Origin of the sequence: Pseudomonas sp. RL_15y_Pfl2_60 (assembly GCF_963970595.1) — a bacterium.
GTDB lineage: Bacteria > Pseudomonadota > Gammaproteobacteria > Pseudomonadales > Pseudomonadaceae > Aquipseudomonas.
Window position 1 is genome coordinate 60394 of the sequence record NZ_CAXAOE010000005.1, and the last position, 14750, is coordinate 75143.

At 55.8% G+C, this 14750-nt stretch carries 12 protein-coding genes; 4 read left to right on the forward strand and 8 right to left on the reverse strand.

The window, feature by feature from the left end:
- The first annotated feature begins 59 nt into the window (after positions 1–59).
- From urtE to AACY26_RS14575, 3 genes are all read left to right on the forward strand, one after another.
- Positions 60–749 (forward strand): urea ABC transporter ATP-binding subunit UrtE, encoded by a 690-nt coding sequence (gene urtE, locus AACY26_RS14565; RefSeq protein ID WP_339515243.1) that lies wholly within the window; start codon positions 60–62, stop codon positions 747–749.
- A 211-nt stretch (positions 750–960) separates the two neighbouring features.
- On the forward strand, positions 961–2190 hold the full coding sequence (gene fmdA, locus AACY26_RS14570) for a formamidase (RefSeq protein WP_339515245.1): 1230 nt from the start codon (positions 961–963) through the stop codon (positions 2188–2190).
- Positions 2191–2310: 120 nt separating this feature from the next.
- Positions 2311–2658, forward strand: coding sequence for an FmdB family zinc ribbon protein (locus AACY26_RS14575; RefSeq protein WP_339515247.1), 348 nt, complete (start codon positions 2311–2313; stop codon positions 2656–2658).
- Positions 2659–2667: 9 nt separating this feature from the next.
- Here AACY26_RS14575 and AACY26_RS14580 read toward each other — a convergent pair whose 3' ends face one another.
- From AACY26_RS14580 to AACY26_RS14590, 3 genes are read right to left on the reverse strand one after another with little or no spacing between them, the layout of a single operon-like run.
- Entirely contained in the window at positions 2668–3027 is a 360-nt protein-coding gene (locus tag AACY26_RS14580; RefSeq protein ID WP_339515249.1) for a hydroxyisourate hydrolase, read from the reverse strand.
- Positions 3024–3524, reverse strand: a complete 501-nt coding sequence (locus tag AACY26_RS14585) for a nucleoside deaminase (RefSeq protein ID WP_339515251.1) — start codon at positions 3522–3524, stop codon at positions 3024–3026. Before AACY26_RS14585 ends, AACY26_RS14580 begins: the two co-directional genes overlap by 4 nt.
- 56 nt (positions 3525–3580) lie before the next feature.
- Positions 3581–4924: a nucleobase:cation symporter-2 family protein gene (locus AACY26_RS14590; RefSeq protein ID WP_339515253.1), complete on the reverse strand. Its 1344-nt coding sequence runs from the start codon at positions 4922–4924 to the stop codon at positions 3581–3583.
- 169 nt (positions 4925–5093) lie between these two features.
- On the opposite strand from AACY26_RS14590, the gene AACY26_RS14595 reads away from it, so the two are divergent.
- Positions 5094–6008: a LysR family transcriptional regulator gene (locus tag AACY26_RS14595; RefSeq protein WP_339515255.1), complete on the forward strand. Its 915-nt coding sequence runs from the start codon at positions 5094–5096 to the stop codon at positions 6006–6008.
- A gap of 90 nt (positions 6009–6098) precedes the next feature.
- On the opposite strand, the gene AACY26_RS14600 is transcribed toward AACY26_RS14595, so the two are convergent.
- From AACY26_RS14600 to AACY26_RS14620, 5 genes are all read right to left on the reverse strand, one after another.
- Positions 6099–8339, reverse strand: a complete 2241-nt coding sequence (locus AACY26_RS14600; RefSeq protein WP_339515257.1) for a xanthine dehydrogenase family protein molybdopterin-binding subunit — start codon at positions 8337–8339, stop codon at positions 6099–6101.
- On the reverse strand, positions 8336–9331 hold the full coding sequence (locus tag AACY26_RS14605; RefSeq protein ID WP_339515259.1) for an FAD binding domain-containing protein: 996 nt from the start codon (positions 9329–9331) through the stop codon (positions 8336–8338). Before AACY26_RS14605 ends, AACY26_RS14600 begins: the two co-directional genes overlap by 4 nt.
- Positions 9331–9894, reverse strand: a complete 564-nt coding sequence (locus AACY26_RS14610) for a (2Fe-2S)-binding protein (RefSeq protein ID WP_339515680.1) — start codon at positions 9892–9894, stop codon at positions 9331–9333. Before AACY26_RS14610 ends, AACY26_RS14605 begins: the two co-directional genes overlap by 1 nt.
- A gap of 597 nt (positions 9895–10491) precedes the next feature.
- Positions 10492–11451: a PLP-dependent cysteine synthase family protein gene (locus AACY26_RS14615; protein WP_339515261.1), complete on the reverse strand. Its 960-nt coding sequence runs from the start codon at positions 11449–11451 to the stop codon at positions 10492–10494.
- Between the two features lie 274 nt (positions 11452–11725).
- A complete protein-coding gene (locus tag AACY26_RS14620) occupies positions 11726–14239 on the reverse strand; it encodes a CoA transferase (RefSeq protein WP_339515263.1) in 2514 nt (837 codons plus the stop codon).
- Between the last annotated feature and the right edge of the window lie 511 nt (positions 14240–14750).

Consider the following 14750-nt stretch of genomic DNA (forward strand, 5'->3'; position numbering starts at 1 on the left):
AACCGAGCATCGGCTGGCCACGCCTTGCGTTGGACAGTTGAGCGTTACAGGGGATAACCATGTTCACAATCAGTAATCTGGTGTCCGGTTACGGCCAGAGCCAAATCCTTCATGAACTTAATTTGGACGTGGCGAAAAAGGAAATCGTTGCCGTCATGGGACGCAACGGCATGGGCAAGACCACCTTGTTCAAGAGTTTGATGGGCGTGCTGCCGCAGTGGGGCGGGCAGATCACGATTGATGGCCAGGATGTGTCCAAGCTGGAAACCCATCAACGGGTCGAACATGGCATCGCCTATGTGCCGCAGGGGCGGATGATCTTCTCGCACATGACCGTCCTGGAGAACATCCAGACCGGCCTGCCAGCCTCAGCCAAGGGCAAGGTGCCCGACGACCTTTATGCACTGTTCCCGGTGCTGCACGAGATGCGTTCGCGCAAGGGCGGCAACCTCTCGGGTGGGCAGCAACAGCAGTTGGCGATTGCCCGCGCGCTGGCAACCAACCCCAAGGTCCTGTTGCTCGATGAGCCGACGGAAGGCATCCAGCCATCGATCATCAAGGACATCGCCCACAAGCTCAAAGAGATTCGCAATCTGCGTGACCTGACCATAGTGGTGTCCGAGCAAGTGCTGTCGTTCACCCTGGACGTTGCCGATCGTTTCTTGGTGATAGAGAAGGGCAAGTTTGTGATCGAGGAAACCCGCGACAAGGTCGACGAGGCAACCATCAGCCGGTATTTGTCGGTTTAACTGCTGAGCTCAACAGTCGATTGTCGTGCCGGCACAGCTATGTTGTGCCGGCTTTTTCGCGTGGCCTGGATTTGCCCTTGAAGCCCGGTGCAACGCGGGTTTTGCCCATACGTCATTCAGCGTATTTCGTCATTTTCACCCACGTTTAAGACTAGCTCCGTATCCGGCGTTTTAGCGCCAAGTCCCTATCAATGGTCCCAGGAGTTCTGTCATGACCGAAACACTCATCAAGGTCGACCTCAACCAGCCAGCCACCGAGAACGAGCAAATTCATAACCGCTGGCACCCGGATATCCCAATGGCCTGTTGGGTTAAGCCGGGCGACGATTTCATCCTGGAAACCTACGACTGGACGGCTGGCGCGATCAAGAATAATGACGATGCCAGCGACGTGCGTGATGTTGACCTGTCCACCGTGCATTACCTGTCGGGTCCGGTTGGCGTGCACGGTGCCGAGCCTGGTGATTTGCTGGTGGTTGATTTGCTCGACATTGGCGCCAAGGCTGAGTCCATGTGGGGCTTCAATGGCTTCTTCTCCAAGAACAATGGCGGCGGCTTTCTGACTGATCACTTTCCCATGGCGCAGAAAGCCATCTGGGATTTCAAAGGCATGTTTACCAGCTCGCGGCACATCCCTGGTGTGAACTTCGCGGGTTTGATCCACCCTGGCCTGATCGGTTGCTTGCCAGACCACAAGATGCTGGCCGACTGGAACAAGCGCGAGCAGGAGTTGATCGACACCGATCCGCACCGCGTACCTGCGCTGGCCAATCCGCCAATGGCGCCCACTGCGCACATGGGCAAGATGAAAGGCGAGGCGCGTGACCTGGCAGCCTTGACCGGTGCGCGCACTGTGCCGCCACGCGAGCATGGTGGTAACTGCGATATCAAGGATCTGTCCCGTGGTTCCAAGGTCTTCTTTCCGGTTTATGTCGACGGCGCGGGCTTGTCGGTCGGCGACCTGCACTTCAGTCAGGGCGATGGTGAAATCACCTTCTGCGGCGCCATCGAAATGGCTGGCTGGGTGCACATGAAAGTCGAGCTCATCAAGGGTGGCATGGCCAAGTACGGCATCAAGAATCCGGTGTTCAAACCCAGCCCGATTGTGCCGAACTACAACAACTACCTGATATTCGAAGGCATCTCGGTCGACGAGTCCGGCAAGCAGCATTACCTGGACGTCAACATTGCCTACAAGCAGGCTTGCCTGAATGCCATCAACTACCTGACCAAGTTCGGTTACTCACCCGCGCAAGGTTATGCGTTGCTTGGCTCGGCGCCGGTGCAGGGGCATATCAGCGGGATTGTCGACGTACCCAACGCCTGTGCGACCTTGTGGTTGCCGACCGAAATCTTCGACTTCGACATCAACCCGAACGCCAACGGCCCGACCAAGTTCCTCGACGGCAGCATTGATTTGCCGATCGCGCCGGATCTTTAAACCATCGATCAACAAGCCGGTATCAACCCGGCAAACGAGTTCTCCCCCTGGCAGGTTTGGCGCTTTGGACGGCGGCCTGGCTTGCCAGGGTGGTGAACACTAAAACTTCAGGAGCCGTGCATGCCAATCTATGAATATGACTGCGCCGGTTGCGGCGATTTCACCATGCTGCGGCCCATGGCCGAACGCGATCAACCCTGTGATTGCCCCTACTGCGGAGCCATGAGCAAACGGGTAATTCTCAGTGCGCCGAGCCTGGCAACCATGCCCGGCACCCAACGTCGCGCCATTGCTGCCAATGAACGCAGTGCCAACGCCCCGCAAACCCTTGATGAGTACAAACAGAGCCGCAAGCACCCAAAGGGTTGTGGTTGCTGCTCGCCGAACAAGCCACTGGCACCAACCAAAGCCAATCCCCATGCAATGAAAGGCAAGCCAGCGGGGCGGCCCTGGATGATCAGTCATTGAGCCAGGCGTTCAAGCACCGCCGCGAAAGCAGGACAGTCCCCAGGCCGTGAGTTTAAAGGGCAGATGGTAATGTTGCTGGGTATCGTCCAGTCCGAATCGGTAGACCAGCACATCCAGAAACGGCACTCGCGGTAGTTGTTGACCTTGTGCGCGATAGAAGTCCGCTACATCCAGGCAGACCTCGTATTGACCGGGTTCAAACATCGGGCTGTGGTCTGTCAGCTCAACGAACAGGCCATTGGCTGCAATCCGACCTGTGCAGATCAGTTCCCGGCTTGCCTCCTTGAGGCGCTCGACGCGTATGGCCAATCCTTCGGCGACCTTGCCGGTTGCGACATCAACCACATGGATGGAGATGCCTGCATTCATTGCCAAAACCCATGGTGCGGCTTGGCCGCTTCTTCTTCCAGCATCGGCCCCAGTACCTCAACCTGGCGTTGGCCACGTACGAACACTTCGCGGCACGGCAAGGAGAAGGTTGGATTTTCCGGATGGTCGCCAGTCAGGCCGAGCAATGCGTGCTCGGAAAGGGCATAAACCACTCGGCCGATACCGGTCCAGTAGATCGCACCGGAACACATGCAGCAGGGCTCGGCGCTGGTGTACAAGGTGCATTTTGCCAGCTCTTCCGGGCTCAGAAGCTTGGCTGCCAAGGCCGCTGCAGCCAGTTCGGCGTGCTGGGTCGGGTCACCTTCAGGCGGCATTGAGTTGTTACCGGCACTGGCAATAACCTTGCCATTCTGATCAGCGACCAAGGCCGCGAAAGGATGGCGGCCGCGCTGTTTGGCTTGCTCGGAAAGCTGGATCGATTGACGCAGCAGATCCAGGTCGAGTTTGGACACATTGGGGTTGGTCAAGCTATTCATAGCGACTCCTGTCTTGATGGTTGGAGCTTCCTCTTGGCGAGAAGAGGAAGCTGGGCTTACTTGCTTGGCTCGGGCTGAGTGTCGAGCGTTGCCTCGGGTTCGTTTTGCGGGTCGCTGTTGAGCAATAGATTGAGAACAGTCGCGGTGATTGCACCCAGGAAAATGCCGCTTTCCAAGACCAGTTTGAGGGTGCCGCTGAGATGCTCGAACAAAGGCGGGAATGACATCGGCAGCACGCCAACACTTACAGATACCGCCACAATAATTGCGTTGCGTGTGCCTTCGAACTTGACCCGCGACAGCTCCTGGATACCGGCCACTGTGGTCATGCCGAACATCACGATGGCGCAGCCGCCGAGCACTGGCGTCGGAACCGCCGCGATCAGCGCACCGAGTTTCGGGAACAGGCCCATCAGCACCATGATTGCGCCTGCCGCCGCGACCACGAAGCGACTCTTGACGTTAGACAGGGCGATTAAACCGGTATTTTGGGTAAAGGCGTTGTAGGGGAAACTGTTGAACAGGCCGCCGAGCATGGTAGAGAGACCGTCGGCACGAAAGGCCCCGGCCAGGGTTTTCTGGGTGGTTGGTCTGCCGGTCAGTTTGCCGATAGCCAGGCAGTTACCGGTGGTTTCGGCCATGATCACCAGCATTGCCAGGGTCATGATCAGAATCGGCATCAGCGAGAATTCCGGTGCGCCAAAAGCCATCGGGGGGCTCAACTCGAACCACGCCGCCTCACCCACGCGGTTAAAGTTGGTCATACCGAAAGCCGCTGCAACCAAGCTCCCCAAAATAAGACCGATCAGCACGCTGAGATTACCGATAAAACCGGAAAACTTGGCGTAGACCACCAGCGTGATCGAAACCGTGGCTAGCCCAAGCAGCAGGTTGGCAGGCGCGCCAAAATCTTCGGCTGCAGGGTTACCACCGCCCAACCAGATAGCAGCGGCCGGCATCAGCGAGATGCCAATAATGGTAATCAGACTGCCGATGACAACCGGCGGGAAAAAGCGCAGCAGGCGGCTGAAAATTGGCGCAAGGGCAATGGTGATCGCGCCTGCGGCGATTACGGCACCGAATATCTGGCTGAGGCCGAACTCCTTGCCAATCATGATCATCGGGGCCAGCGCAATAAATGAGCAACCTTGGATCAGCGGCAGGCGGGCGCCGAATTTCCAGAAGCCAATGGTCTGGATCAAAGTCGCCACGCCTGAGGTCAGCAAATTGGCGTTAATCAGCAATATGACTTGCGCCGAGGTCAACCCCAGCGCGCTACCCAAAATCAACGGAACGGCCACAGCCCCGGCATACATCACCAGAACATGCTGCAAACCAAAGGTGAACAATTGGCGGATGGGCAGAACCTCATCAACCGGATGGACTTGTGTGGCTTTCATTAGCGTGTCTCCTGAAGAGGGCAGCTTTATTTTTATAAGGGCCGGGCACGCTATTGGTTCTTCGACCAATTAGTGACTCTGTGCTGGCGAAGTTGAGTATTCCTCGCTTGATCTCGATGGAACAAATGAATAACCATCGTTAAAACCGATGGATGAGTTAGGCAATGCGATGCGCTTTTCACTGGATCAACTACAGGTTTTCAGCCTCGTCGTGCAAGCGGGTTCATTCTCTGCTGCGGCGCGCAAAATGGGTCGTACCCAGTCGACGATCAGCGCGGCGATAGCCAATCTGGAAACCGATCTGGGCGTCGCCTTGTTTGATCGCTCAAGCCGTATTCCAAGCCTGACGCCAGCCGGTCAGAAGCTACTGCTGCAGGCTGAAGCGGTGATCGAGCGTTGCCTGGCACTGGAAAGTCATGCCGATGGCATGGCCGAGGATGTGGAGCCCTGCCTGACGCTGGCCATTGAGGTGCCGTACAACACGCTAATGCCGGTTCTCGTTGAGTTCGAGCAGCAGTTTCCCTCGGTCGACCTGATAGTCCGGCATCCTGTGGATGGCGATGCGCGCCAGATATTGCTCAAGGGCGAGGCCGTGCTGGGCGTGGCATTCTCGCAGCCTGACTACCCCCGTGAACTTGAGTTTATGCAGTTGGGCAAATTGATCATGGTGCATGTCACCCATCGGGATCACCCGCTGGCCCAGCACAAACAAGTCAGTTTTGCCGAGCTGCATGCCCATCGTCGGCTGGCATTCAGTGCCCACGTCGACAAACTACCGAGTACGGAATACCTGCGCTCCACGCAAATGTGGCAGGCCGAAAGCTACATGGCGGTGATGGAAATGGTGCGCGCCGGATTAGGGTGGGCCACCTTGCCGCGCCAGCTTATCCTGCGTGAATTGAACAATGGTGAATTGGTCGAGTTACAACTGGCTGCATACCCGCACACCGACTGGTTGGTGGGTGTCGATCTGGTATGGCCGCGCCAGCTACGCCGAGGCAAGGCCGAGCGCTGGCTTAAACAGCGTTTGATGCAGAGCAAGGTGTTTGAACTGGATCGCAACGGCCAGTCAACGACGTTGTAGTGTGCTCATTAAGCAGGGCGCAAGCCTCGTATATTTATTCGTGGAGCGAAGATGCCCTGCAACCAAGGCATCCTCGCTTGAACCACGCCGTCAGGAAATGGCTTTGTCTTGGAGCGTTTCGTCACTCATCAGTTTTTCCAGACTGATGGGCAGGTCGCGTACGCGTTTGCCAGTCGCGTGGTACACGGCGTTGGCCACAGCAGCGGCCAGCCCGGTCACCCCGATTTCACCGATCCCACGGGCGCCAAATTCATTGAGGTTGTAGTCTGGGTAATCGAGCAGGATTACATCGATCTCTGGCTGATCGGCATGCACCGGCACCATATATTCGGCGTAGTTATTGTTTACCGGCATGGCGTTGCGCTCGTCGTAATCGGTGCTTTCGAACAGCGCCATACCAATGGCCATGACGATGGCACCCTCGACCTGGTTGCGTGCGGTCTTGGCATTGATGACCTTGCCAACATCAATTGCGCTGACCACCCGCGAAACCCGCAACCGCGAAATACCCGGGTCCCAGCGCACCTCAACGAAGTGCGCGCCAAACGAGCTGAAGGCATGCTTTTCTGAGTCAGCCATACCGGTGTGAGCCTCGCCCTCGGCGCTGGCAAGCTTCATGCGCTTGAGTACATCAGCGAATGCGATGCTTGTGCTGCCACTTTCCAGTTTACCGTTACTGATCTTGATTGCATCGGGCTTGGCGCCGGCAAGTCCGCCTTCGCTGGAAATGGCAAACGCTTTGAGCTGTTGCAGCGCGGTTCGGGTCGCCTCGGCCACCGCTGGCAATACGCTAGCGGTCACCCAGGAGCCGCCGGAAACGGGGCCCGCCGGGAACGTTGAATCGCCCAAATGCACGACGACCTTGTCCAAGGGCAAGCCGGTAAGATCGCTGACACACTGCGCGATGACCGTGTAGGTGCCGGTGCCGATATCCTGGACGCCGCAAAAAACCTCGGCGCTGCCGTCGGGTTTCAAGGACACACGGGCCTTGGACGGCGTGCGGAAGGCGTCCCAATTGCACTGCGCCATCCCGTAGCCAATGACTTCATGGCCTTCACGCATGCTGCCTATTTCTGGCTTGCGGTTGGCCCAGCCAAACCGCTTGGCTCCTTCGGCCAAGGCTTCACGCAAATGATTGCCAGACCAGGGCAGCTGTTCCTGCTCATTTTGCTCAGCCCAGTTGAGTTGGCGGAACGCGAGTGGGTCCAGCTGACATTTCTCGGCCAACTCATCAATCGCAGACTCCAAGGCAAACAAGCCCGGCGCTGCTCCCGGCGCGCGCATTGAGGTTGGCGCGCCACGGTTGACCGGCACTGTGGCGTGGCTGGTTTCGACATTGGCACAGGAGTAAAGGCTGGCACTCATGCCTGCGCAGTTCTCAACATATCTATCGCCCATGCCTTGCGTATTGAGCGATTCATGGCGCAGCGAAACCAGCTTGCCCTTGGCATCGGCCGCCAAGCGCATGCGTTGATGGGTTTCGGGACGGTGTCCGACCGTGGTGAACATTTGAGCTCGTGGCACAACCAGTTGTACCGGTCGGCCAACCACCTTTGCCGCGGCGCATGCGGCTACACAATGGGGCCAAACCCAGAGCTTTGCGCCAAAGCCTGAGCCTATAAACGGAGCCCTGACTTCCACGCGCTCAGCTGGTAAACCGAAAATCTGGGCAAGGGTATTGCGCTGCACAACCACCGACTGGGTGGATTCATACACCACCAGCTTGTTGTTTTCCCAGAGCGCGACTGTGGCGTGCATCTCCATGGGGTTATGGGTTTCAACGGGCGTGGTGTAGGTCGCGTCAACCTTCTGCGCGCCGGCATCGAAGGCTTCGGCAGGGTTGCCGCGTTTATGGCCCTGGCCGCTGTCAGCAGGCGCGCCTTGCTGCAATCCCAGCTTGAGATTGGCTACTGCGCGGCTGTCTGTGTAGCTGACCTTGACCTTGTAAGCAGCCTCACGGGCATGTTCGAAGGTGTCAGCAATAACCAGAGCAACGAATTGCCCTGCGTAACGAATGACCTCGTCTTCGAACGGCAAGCGCTTTTCGTCGATACGCGTGGATGTCAGTACCTTCTCAATCGAGAACTGCGCAGGTGGGGAATGGAAGGCTTGGGGGAAGTTGCCATGGTGAAGAATTTCGATCACCCCGACAGAGCGCCGTGCGGATTCGATATCCAGTGACTTGATCGAGCCGCTGGCAACGTTGCTGAACACGCCATAGGCGAAGACCATTCCTTGCGGATGCTGGTCTGCGGTGTACAGGGCGCGGCCGGTGACTTTCAAACGCCCGTCGACGCGCCGTGGCGATGCACCCATGATTGATTCGCTCATGCCAATGCTCCTGTGCCGAGTGTCATGAGGTTGCGCACAATGGCTTGGCGCCCCAACGGAATCTTGTAGGCGTTGTGCGAATAAGGCACTGCATCCTTCAGGGCAATAGCCGCAACCTTGGCGAACGCATCCGGGCTGGCGGTTAGCCCACGCAGTGCGCGCTCTGCATCGTGTGCCCGCCATGGTTTGGTGCCCAGGCCGCCCATGGCAATACGCGCTTCGCGGATCACCTTGCCATCCATGACCAAAATCACCGCACTTGATGCCAGCGCGAACTGATAAGAGCTGCGATCACGCAGCTTTAGATAGGCGGATTGATTGTTCGCCAGCGGTGCGTCCAGGGTGACATGGGTGATCAACTCATCCGGCTGGAGTGCATGCTCCTTCCAGGGTGTGCTTCCCGGCAACAGGTGAAAATCGAGGAAGTTGATTTCGCGCTTACCGGATGGGCCTTGCACTTCAACACTGGCGCCAATTGCAGCCATGGCCACACACATATCCGAAGGATGGCTGGCAATGCATTGATCACTGGTGCCCAACACGGCATGCACGCTGCGGTTGTGGCCGTCGATGGCCGCGCAGCCCGAGCCGGGATTACGTTTGTTGCACGCAGAGACGCCATCGCGAAAATAATTGCAGCGCACCCGCTGCATCACATTCCCCGCAGTGGTCGCCTTGTTGCGCAGTTGAGTGGTGGCGCCGGAAAGCAGTGCCTGGGACAACAGCGCATAGTCACTTTTGATTCGCGGGTGATTGGCGAGTTGGGTATTGCTGACCATGGCGCCAATCCGGGTGCGACCATCGTTCAGGGTTTCGACCTGGTTCAACGCCAGCTTGTGCACGTCGACCACTTGATCGGGCTGCATGATGTCGAGCTTGACCAGATCCAGCAGTGTGGTGCCGCCCGCAAGAAAGGCCGTAGCCTCGTTGCGCGAGTGAGTGGCAATGGCCTGCTCGGTACTGCTCGCGCGGATATACTCCAAGGTTCTCATCAGCTGGCTCCTTGCAGTTTGCCGCGGGCATCTTGCACCGCTGCCAGAATGTTCTTGTAGGCGCCGCAGCGGCAGATGTTGCCACTCATGGCTTCGCGAACGCTGGCGTCGTCGGCTCCGATGTTCGCATCCTTGATAATCGCCGCAGCGGTCATCATCTGGCCTGAAGTGCAGTAGCCACACTGAAAGGCGTCGTGCGCCCAAAAGGCTTCTTGAATGGGGTGCAGTTGACCGTTTTGCTCCAGCCCTTCGATGGTGGTGATTTCATCACCCTCATGCATCGCGGCCAGGGACAGACAGCTGTTCACCGGCTGGCCGTTTATGTGCAAGGTACAAGCCCCGCACTGGCCGTGATCGCACCCCTTCTTGGTGCCGGTCAATTGCAGCCGATCGCGCAATACGTCCAGCAACACTGCGTTGCCGGGAATGTTGAGGGCGTGTAGTTGCCCGTTTACTTTAAGCGAGACACGCAACTCGCCCTTTGCCAAGGGCGTGTCACTGTCGTCGACGGGTGCCTCAAGCTGTGCGGTCTGCGCCCATACAGGCGCGGTGGCAACGGCCATGCCGGAAATACCGATAGTGCGAAGGAAGTTACGCCGCGAGGGCGTCGTCAGTTCCTTGAACAATTGGCCGGTGCTGTCTGAGTCGTGAATATTGCGTTCAGTCGGATCAGTCATTACTTCGGTCCTCATCGGTTTTAACGCTTCACATCACGGAGCTGCCTTGCATGGCGCGAGCTGTTGGATCGGGGCCGTTCAGCCCGCACTGCATCGCGCTTGTTTTTATGTGTTCGCGCATGATTCGTGCGCAATGCCGCTCCACATCTTCATCTGAGCTTATATATCGATAAGTGTTCACACTTGCTCGATCGGAGCGGGTTATTGCCTATTTCGGCAAAATGGCTTTGGCGGGGGAGGGGGAAGTCGCTTTCAGGCGGGGTCATCAGTTTGGGCTAATGAGCGAGTCAGCGCTTCGCAAAACCGCGAGCAGCGCCCTATTATTCATGAAGCTCAAAATTATCACTGAGTTGTCTGTACCGCTCAGCATTTGGATCATATACATGGATGCTTGTTTACTCAGCCCTATTGGCAATGATGCCGCTAATCAAAGTGGTTACCATTTTCACGCCACCAATGAATGCAATTTTGATAATCATGCACTTATTTTTTTACTTGTTTGTCGAAAAGGCCGCCGGCCATGTATTTTAGGCCGGTATCGCATGCGACTGTAACCACGGTTTTCCCCTGGCCAAGTATTTTGGCAAGCTTGATAGCCGCCACAATATTCAAACCGGTGGATGTTCCCGCAAGTATTCCTTCTTGCTCTGCAAGCAGGCGGCACATCTTGCGGCCTTCTTGTTCACATATGCCCCACGCTTCTTCATAAAGCTCTGGGTCCAAGAATGGAGGGACAAAGCCGATACCGATGCCTTCAACATGGTGCTCGCCGGCCCATCCTTTAGACATCATTGGAGAGCTTTCTGGTTCTAGCACATAAATCTTGGTGCTACGATTTACCTGCTTCAGAATCTTGGCGACACCCATCACCATACCTGCAACACCTGCCGCTCCGCAGAACGCATCCACGCCATTTGGGAACTGTTGTAGGATTTCGTTACCGATCTCTTCATAGCCGATCAGAGCATCTCTGTTGGCAAATTGATCGGTAAGGAAGAAATTTTCTTGCTTTCCGTACTCCACGGACTTCTGAATCATCCTTGGAATGAGGTCAGCCCCAATTTTTCCTGAGTCGCTATGAATCAGGTCTAGATCTGCACCGAACGCGTCCATCGTTTTCAGTTTCTCTGAGGCAAAAGCATTCGAAGAAACAATTTTGAATGCATAGCCCTTCACTGCACAAACGAACGCAAGTGATGAGCCTGTGCTCCCTCCGCTAGCCTCCACTACTGTCATGCCTGGGCGAAGCTCTCCCTTTTTTTCGGCTTGCTCTATCATGGTTTTCGCCATGCGATCTTTGTAGGAACCGGTGGGATTGAAGTACTCAAGTTTTACATACACATCTGCGTGCCCAGATGGTACGACCTTATTGAGCTTTACTACTGGGGTATTGCCAATGACATCTAACATGCTTTGACTTGGCACAGGAGCTTTGCTTTTCATAACGCCACCTATACTGGGGGAGGGCTTTGAAAGGTTTTTTGTAGGGGCTAGCTAAGGGCTGTAGTGGTCAACTAATTCCGGACGACGGTTTTAAGTCGTTCTTCTGCTTTTGCCGGACGATTCGGTTTCAGCGGCGTTTTTACATACTCTGGGCCAAAAGCAGCCAGCCAAATGTGTTTGGAACACTGGGGCACCTATCTGACTCTGTTGAGTTGGAAAGCATAGTTGTTTCGCCTGCGACCTGATCATCAGTTTCAGATCGCAGGCGGGGGGGCTAGCTTGGGAGGAATTCCTTTGCCCAACCCAAACTAGCAATATTGCACTGGATCATCGATTCGACCTCGGTTTCGTTGTAACCCATTTCCGCCAATACTTCGCGGGTAGAGTGGCCCCAGCGCTCTGGAAGACTGATGGCTTTTATACTGGCCTCGGTCGGGCGGATCGCTAGGTGATCAATCTGCGTCAGGCAGTGCCCGCTTGGATGGTTTGGGTGAATAGAAAAGGCGAAGCTGCCACGATCAATTCCCACTGTACCGTCGCCTTCTCGAGTGTACAGCTCGCGAAGGGTTTCGATCGAAAGAGGTTCGGCAGCGGCAATATCTGCAGCTTGGAATTGTTCTGCCCAGTAGCTTGCTGGCGCAGAACGTAATGCCTGACTCAAGAAGTCTGCGATATTGCAAGCTTGACTGATTCCTGCAAGACCTTCGATACGCTCGAGCTGGGCCAACTCGGCGGGTGTCGAGTCGAGGTAAATCCAGCCTTGAGCTGTTTGATAGAAGTGGGATAGGGCGTTATGACCCAGTACTTCACGGCCAGAAGGTTCATTGAAAGGCCCGCGGCCTGCATAGTCGAAGGCGAACGACAGTTGTGCCAGATTGGTAACGGACGATAGGGACGTGCGCGAACGGGTGGGTTTGCCTGTTTTCATCTTATGGTAAATAGAAACTGCCATACCGAGGCCAGCGGCAAAACCACAGTTGACGTCCAGAGTGCCCAGGTGAGCATGTTCTTCCGGCGTTTGTGGGCCACCGAAACGACTCATGATTCCGCTGTGGGCCTGAATGATATCGTCGTACCCAATATAATCACTCTTAGGGCCCACAAGTGGTCCGCCGAGACAGTCGAGACGGCAAAACAGGACGCCGGGGTTAACAGCTTGCAGGCTTTCGTTGTCCAGGCCCAAAGACTTGAGTTGGCGCTCTGGCGCATTGATTACCACGATGTCGACCGATGCCACCAAACGGTTGAATACTTCACGACCTTGAGCACTCATGATATCGACCAAGGCGCTACGTTTGCCCATGCCGGTCTGGAAGGTAAACAGGGTGCCGATCAGCGGGTCATACATAGGTTTGACCGGGTCAAGCTTGATCACGTCAGCGCCAAAGCGGGCTAGGAAAGCCGTGGAGTGTGGGCCTGCGATCACGTTAGTTAGATCAAGAATGCGCAGGCCATCGAGCCAGCCAGCTGAATTTGTAGCCTGTACAGCGTTACCAACCGGGTAGGTGGATGGGTGAGCGTTGGCGGTGGCTTGCAGCTGTGCCAGTGCCTGGGAATAGGATACTTGTGTGCGTGGACGCGGGTTGACCATCAGGCCGGCACACTCTTCAAGCCAGACGAATGGGCCGGGCTGTTTCATTAGGCCATATTCAGGATCATTGACCTCAACGATCAGACCGGCTGCGTTAGTGTGTTGGTGGTTTACCCACTCCTGAGTTGTACGGTGCGGCGCTCCCGGAATTTGGCCTTCACCGAACAGCGTGCCCCACTCTTCGGAGGTCTTGCTGAGGAACGCCTTTTTCATTTTGGCGGAGATATGGTCGGCCCATTTCTTCGGTAACGGATACACACCAATAGAGGTTTCACCATCCCATTCGCTGATCGGTGCATGCAGGTCGTTTACTTCCGGAAGTCCTTCGGCGACCAATTCGTCGTAGATGCCCAGCACTTGTAAGGCACGCTTGGCATGGTTGCGGTGGGACGGGCAGACGCAATAAAACATCCGGCCATCGGCACACTTGTAGGTGCGATAGAAGGGGTCGAGGTATTCCTGCAGGTCGTTGTAGCTCAAGTCCATTGGGATGTTATTGGCTTTGCGGTGCTCGATTTCCAGCTCACGCATAGTCTTGTAGCGCTCGGGCAACCCTTCAATCACGTAGGAGTTATAGGACAAGCCTTCCATCAGTGCGGAGATTACCGGCACTTCAATTGCGTCGCCGTGTCCAGTGCGTTCACGGGCTTGCAAAGCGAGGGCAACAGAGGCAGCTGCTAGAGTAGTGGCGTAGGCCGAGCCCAGCGGCAGTGGTGAGAAACTAGGATTCAAGCCCAGCAATACACGGTTAAAGCCCATGTCTGTGAAAGCCCCTGCGGTAGCGGCTACTACAGCTTCGGTGGCTTTCCAGTCACGGCGAAGCTCATCGTTGCTGGCAAAGCCAGGTATGGACAGGGTGATTAGTTCTGGGCGTTGCGCACGTAATGTGCCGAAGTCGATACCGAGCTTTTGCATGACGCCAGGACGAAAGCTTTCGATGACGATGTCTGCCTGCTCAATCAAGGCCAGAGCTTGGGTCAGTCCGTCTGCTGATTTTAGGTCCAAGCGCAGGCAGCTCTTGTTTCGGTTTAGCACCGCGTTGGCCGGGTGATCCCATTGCGGGCCTTGTGGCGGGTCAATATGGATCACAGTGGCACCCAGATCGGCAAGCGTCATGGCAACTGCCGGGGCTGCGATTTGCTGGCCGAAGTCGACGACGCGAACGCCAGTCAAAGGCAATTGATTGTTATTGTTCATTTCACATCCCTCTTCATATAGGTATTTAGTTTTTAAGAAAACTTCTGGGTGTCAGGATCTAAAAGTAAAAGCGGCCTAGGCCGCATCGGTCTGAGCTCCTGAGTTCCGACCATCAAGCCGCGTTTAAACAAGAGTCTGTTTAAATATTTGCTGTTGAGTAATTCGTTTTTAGGAATTAGTCAGCTGGCATTTACTTATGTGCTTGTTGGTTATGGGGCTGTTTTGGTGTTGCTAATACTAAAAATGAACAGGGCCGCGGAGTAGCAATAAAAAAATGGCCTCAGGCCGTATTTAATTTATGGCTGGACGGTGCTTTAGATAACAAGGGAGGGAGCGGTTTCAGCGTCGTGTCGTATTGGTTCAGCAGGGGAGGTATCGGCAATGGCTGCGCCTAAGTCATAAAAAAAACGGGGGCTAAGGCTGCCATTTTATTGCTTCTCATCGTTTTTCATCTTCATAACAATAGGTTTCGTCTCGATTTTGAGGGTTCCCAGTGAATCGATACGGCTGG

Bases quoted from the DNA above. Each gene is read 5' to 3' on its own strand.
- urtE (WP_339515243.1), top strand. From the start codon at position 60: ATGTTCACAATCAGTAATCTGGTGTCCGGTTACGGCCAGAGCCAAATC.
- fmdA (WP_339515245.1), top strand. From the start codon at position 961: ATGACCGAAACACTCATCAAGGTCGACCTCAACCAGCCAGCCACCGAG.
- AACY26_RS14575 (WP_339515247.1), top strand. From the start codon at position 2,311: ATGCCAATCTATGAATATGACTGCGCCGGTTGCGGCGATTTCACCATG.
- AACY26_RS14580 (WP_339515249.1), bottom strand. From the start codon at position 3,027: ATGAATGCAGGCATCTCCATCCATGTGGTTGATGTCGCAACCGGCAAG.
- AACY26_RS14585 (WP_339515251.1), bottom strand. From the start codon at position 3,524: ATGAATAGCTTGACCAACCCCAATGTGTCCAAACTCGACCTGGATCTG.
- AACY26_RS14590 (WP_339515253.1), bottom strand. From the start codon at position 4,924: ATGAAAGCCACACAAGTCCATCCGGTTGATGAGGTTCTGCCCATCCGC.
- AACY26_RS14595 (WP_339515255.1), top strand. From the start codon at position 5,094: ATGCGCTTTTCACTGGATCAACTACAGGTTTTCAGCCTCGTCGTGCAA.
- AACY26_RS14600 (WP_339515257.1), bottom strand. From the start codon at position 8,339: ATGAGCGAATCAATCATGGGTGCATCGCCACGGCGCGTCGACGGGCGT.
- AACY26_RS14605 (WP_339515259.1), bottom strand. From the start codon at position 9,331: ATGAGAACCTTGGAGTATATCCGCGCGAGCAGTACCGAGCAGGCCATT.
- AACY26_RS14610 (WP_339515680.1), bottom strand. From the start codon at position 9,894: ATGGCCGTTGCCACCGCGCCTGTATGGGCGCAGACCGCACAGCTTGAG.
- AACY26_RS14615 (WP_339515261.1), bottom strand. From the start codon at position 11,451: ATGAAAAGCAAAGCTCCTGTGCCAAGTCAAAGCATGTTAGATGTCATT.
- AACY26_RS14620 (WP_339515263.1), bottom strand. From the start codon at position 14,239: ATGAACAATAACAATCAATTGCCTTTGACTGGCGTTCGCGTCGTCGAC.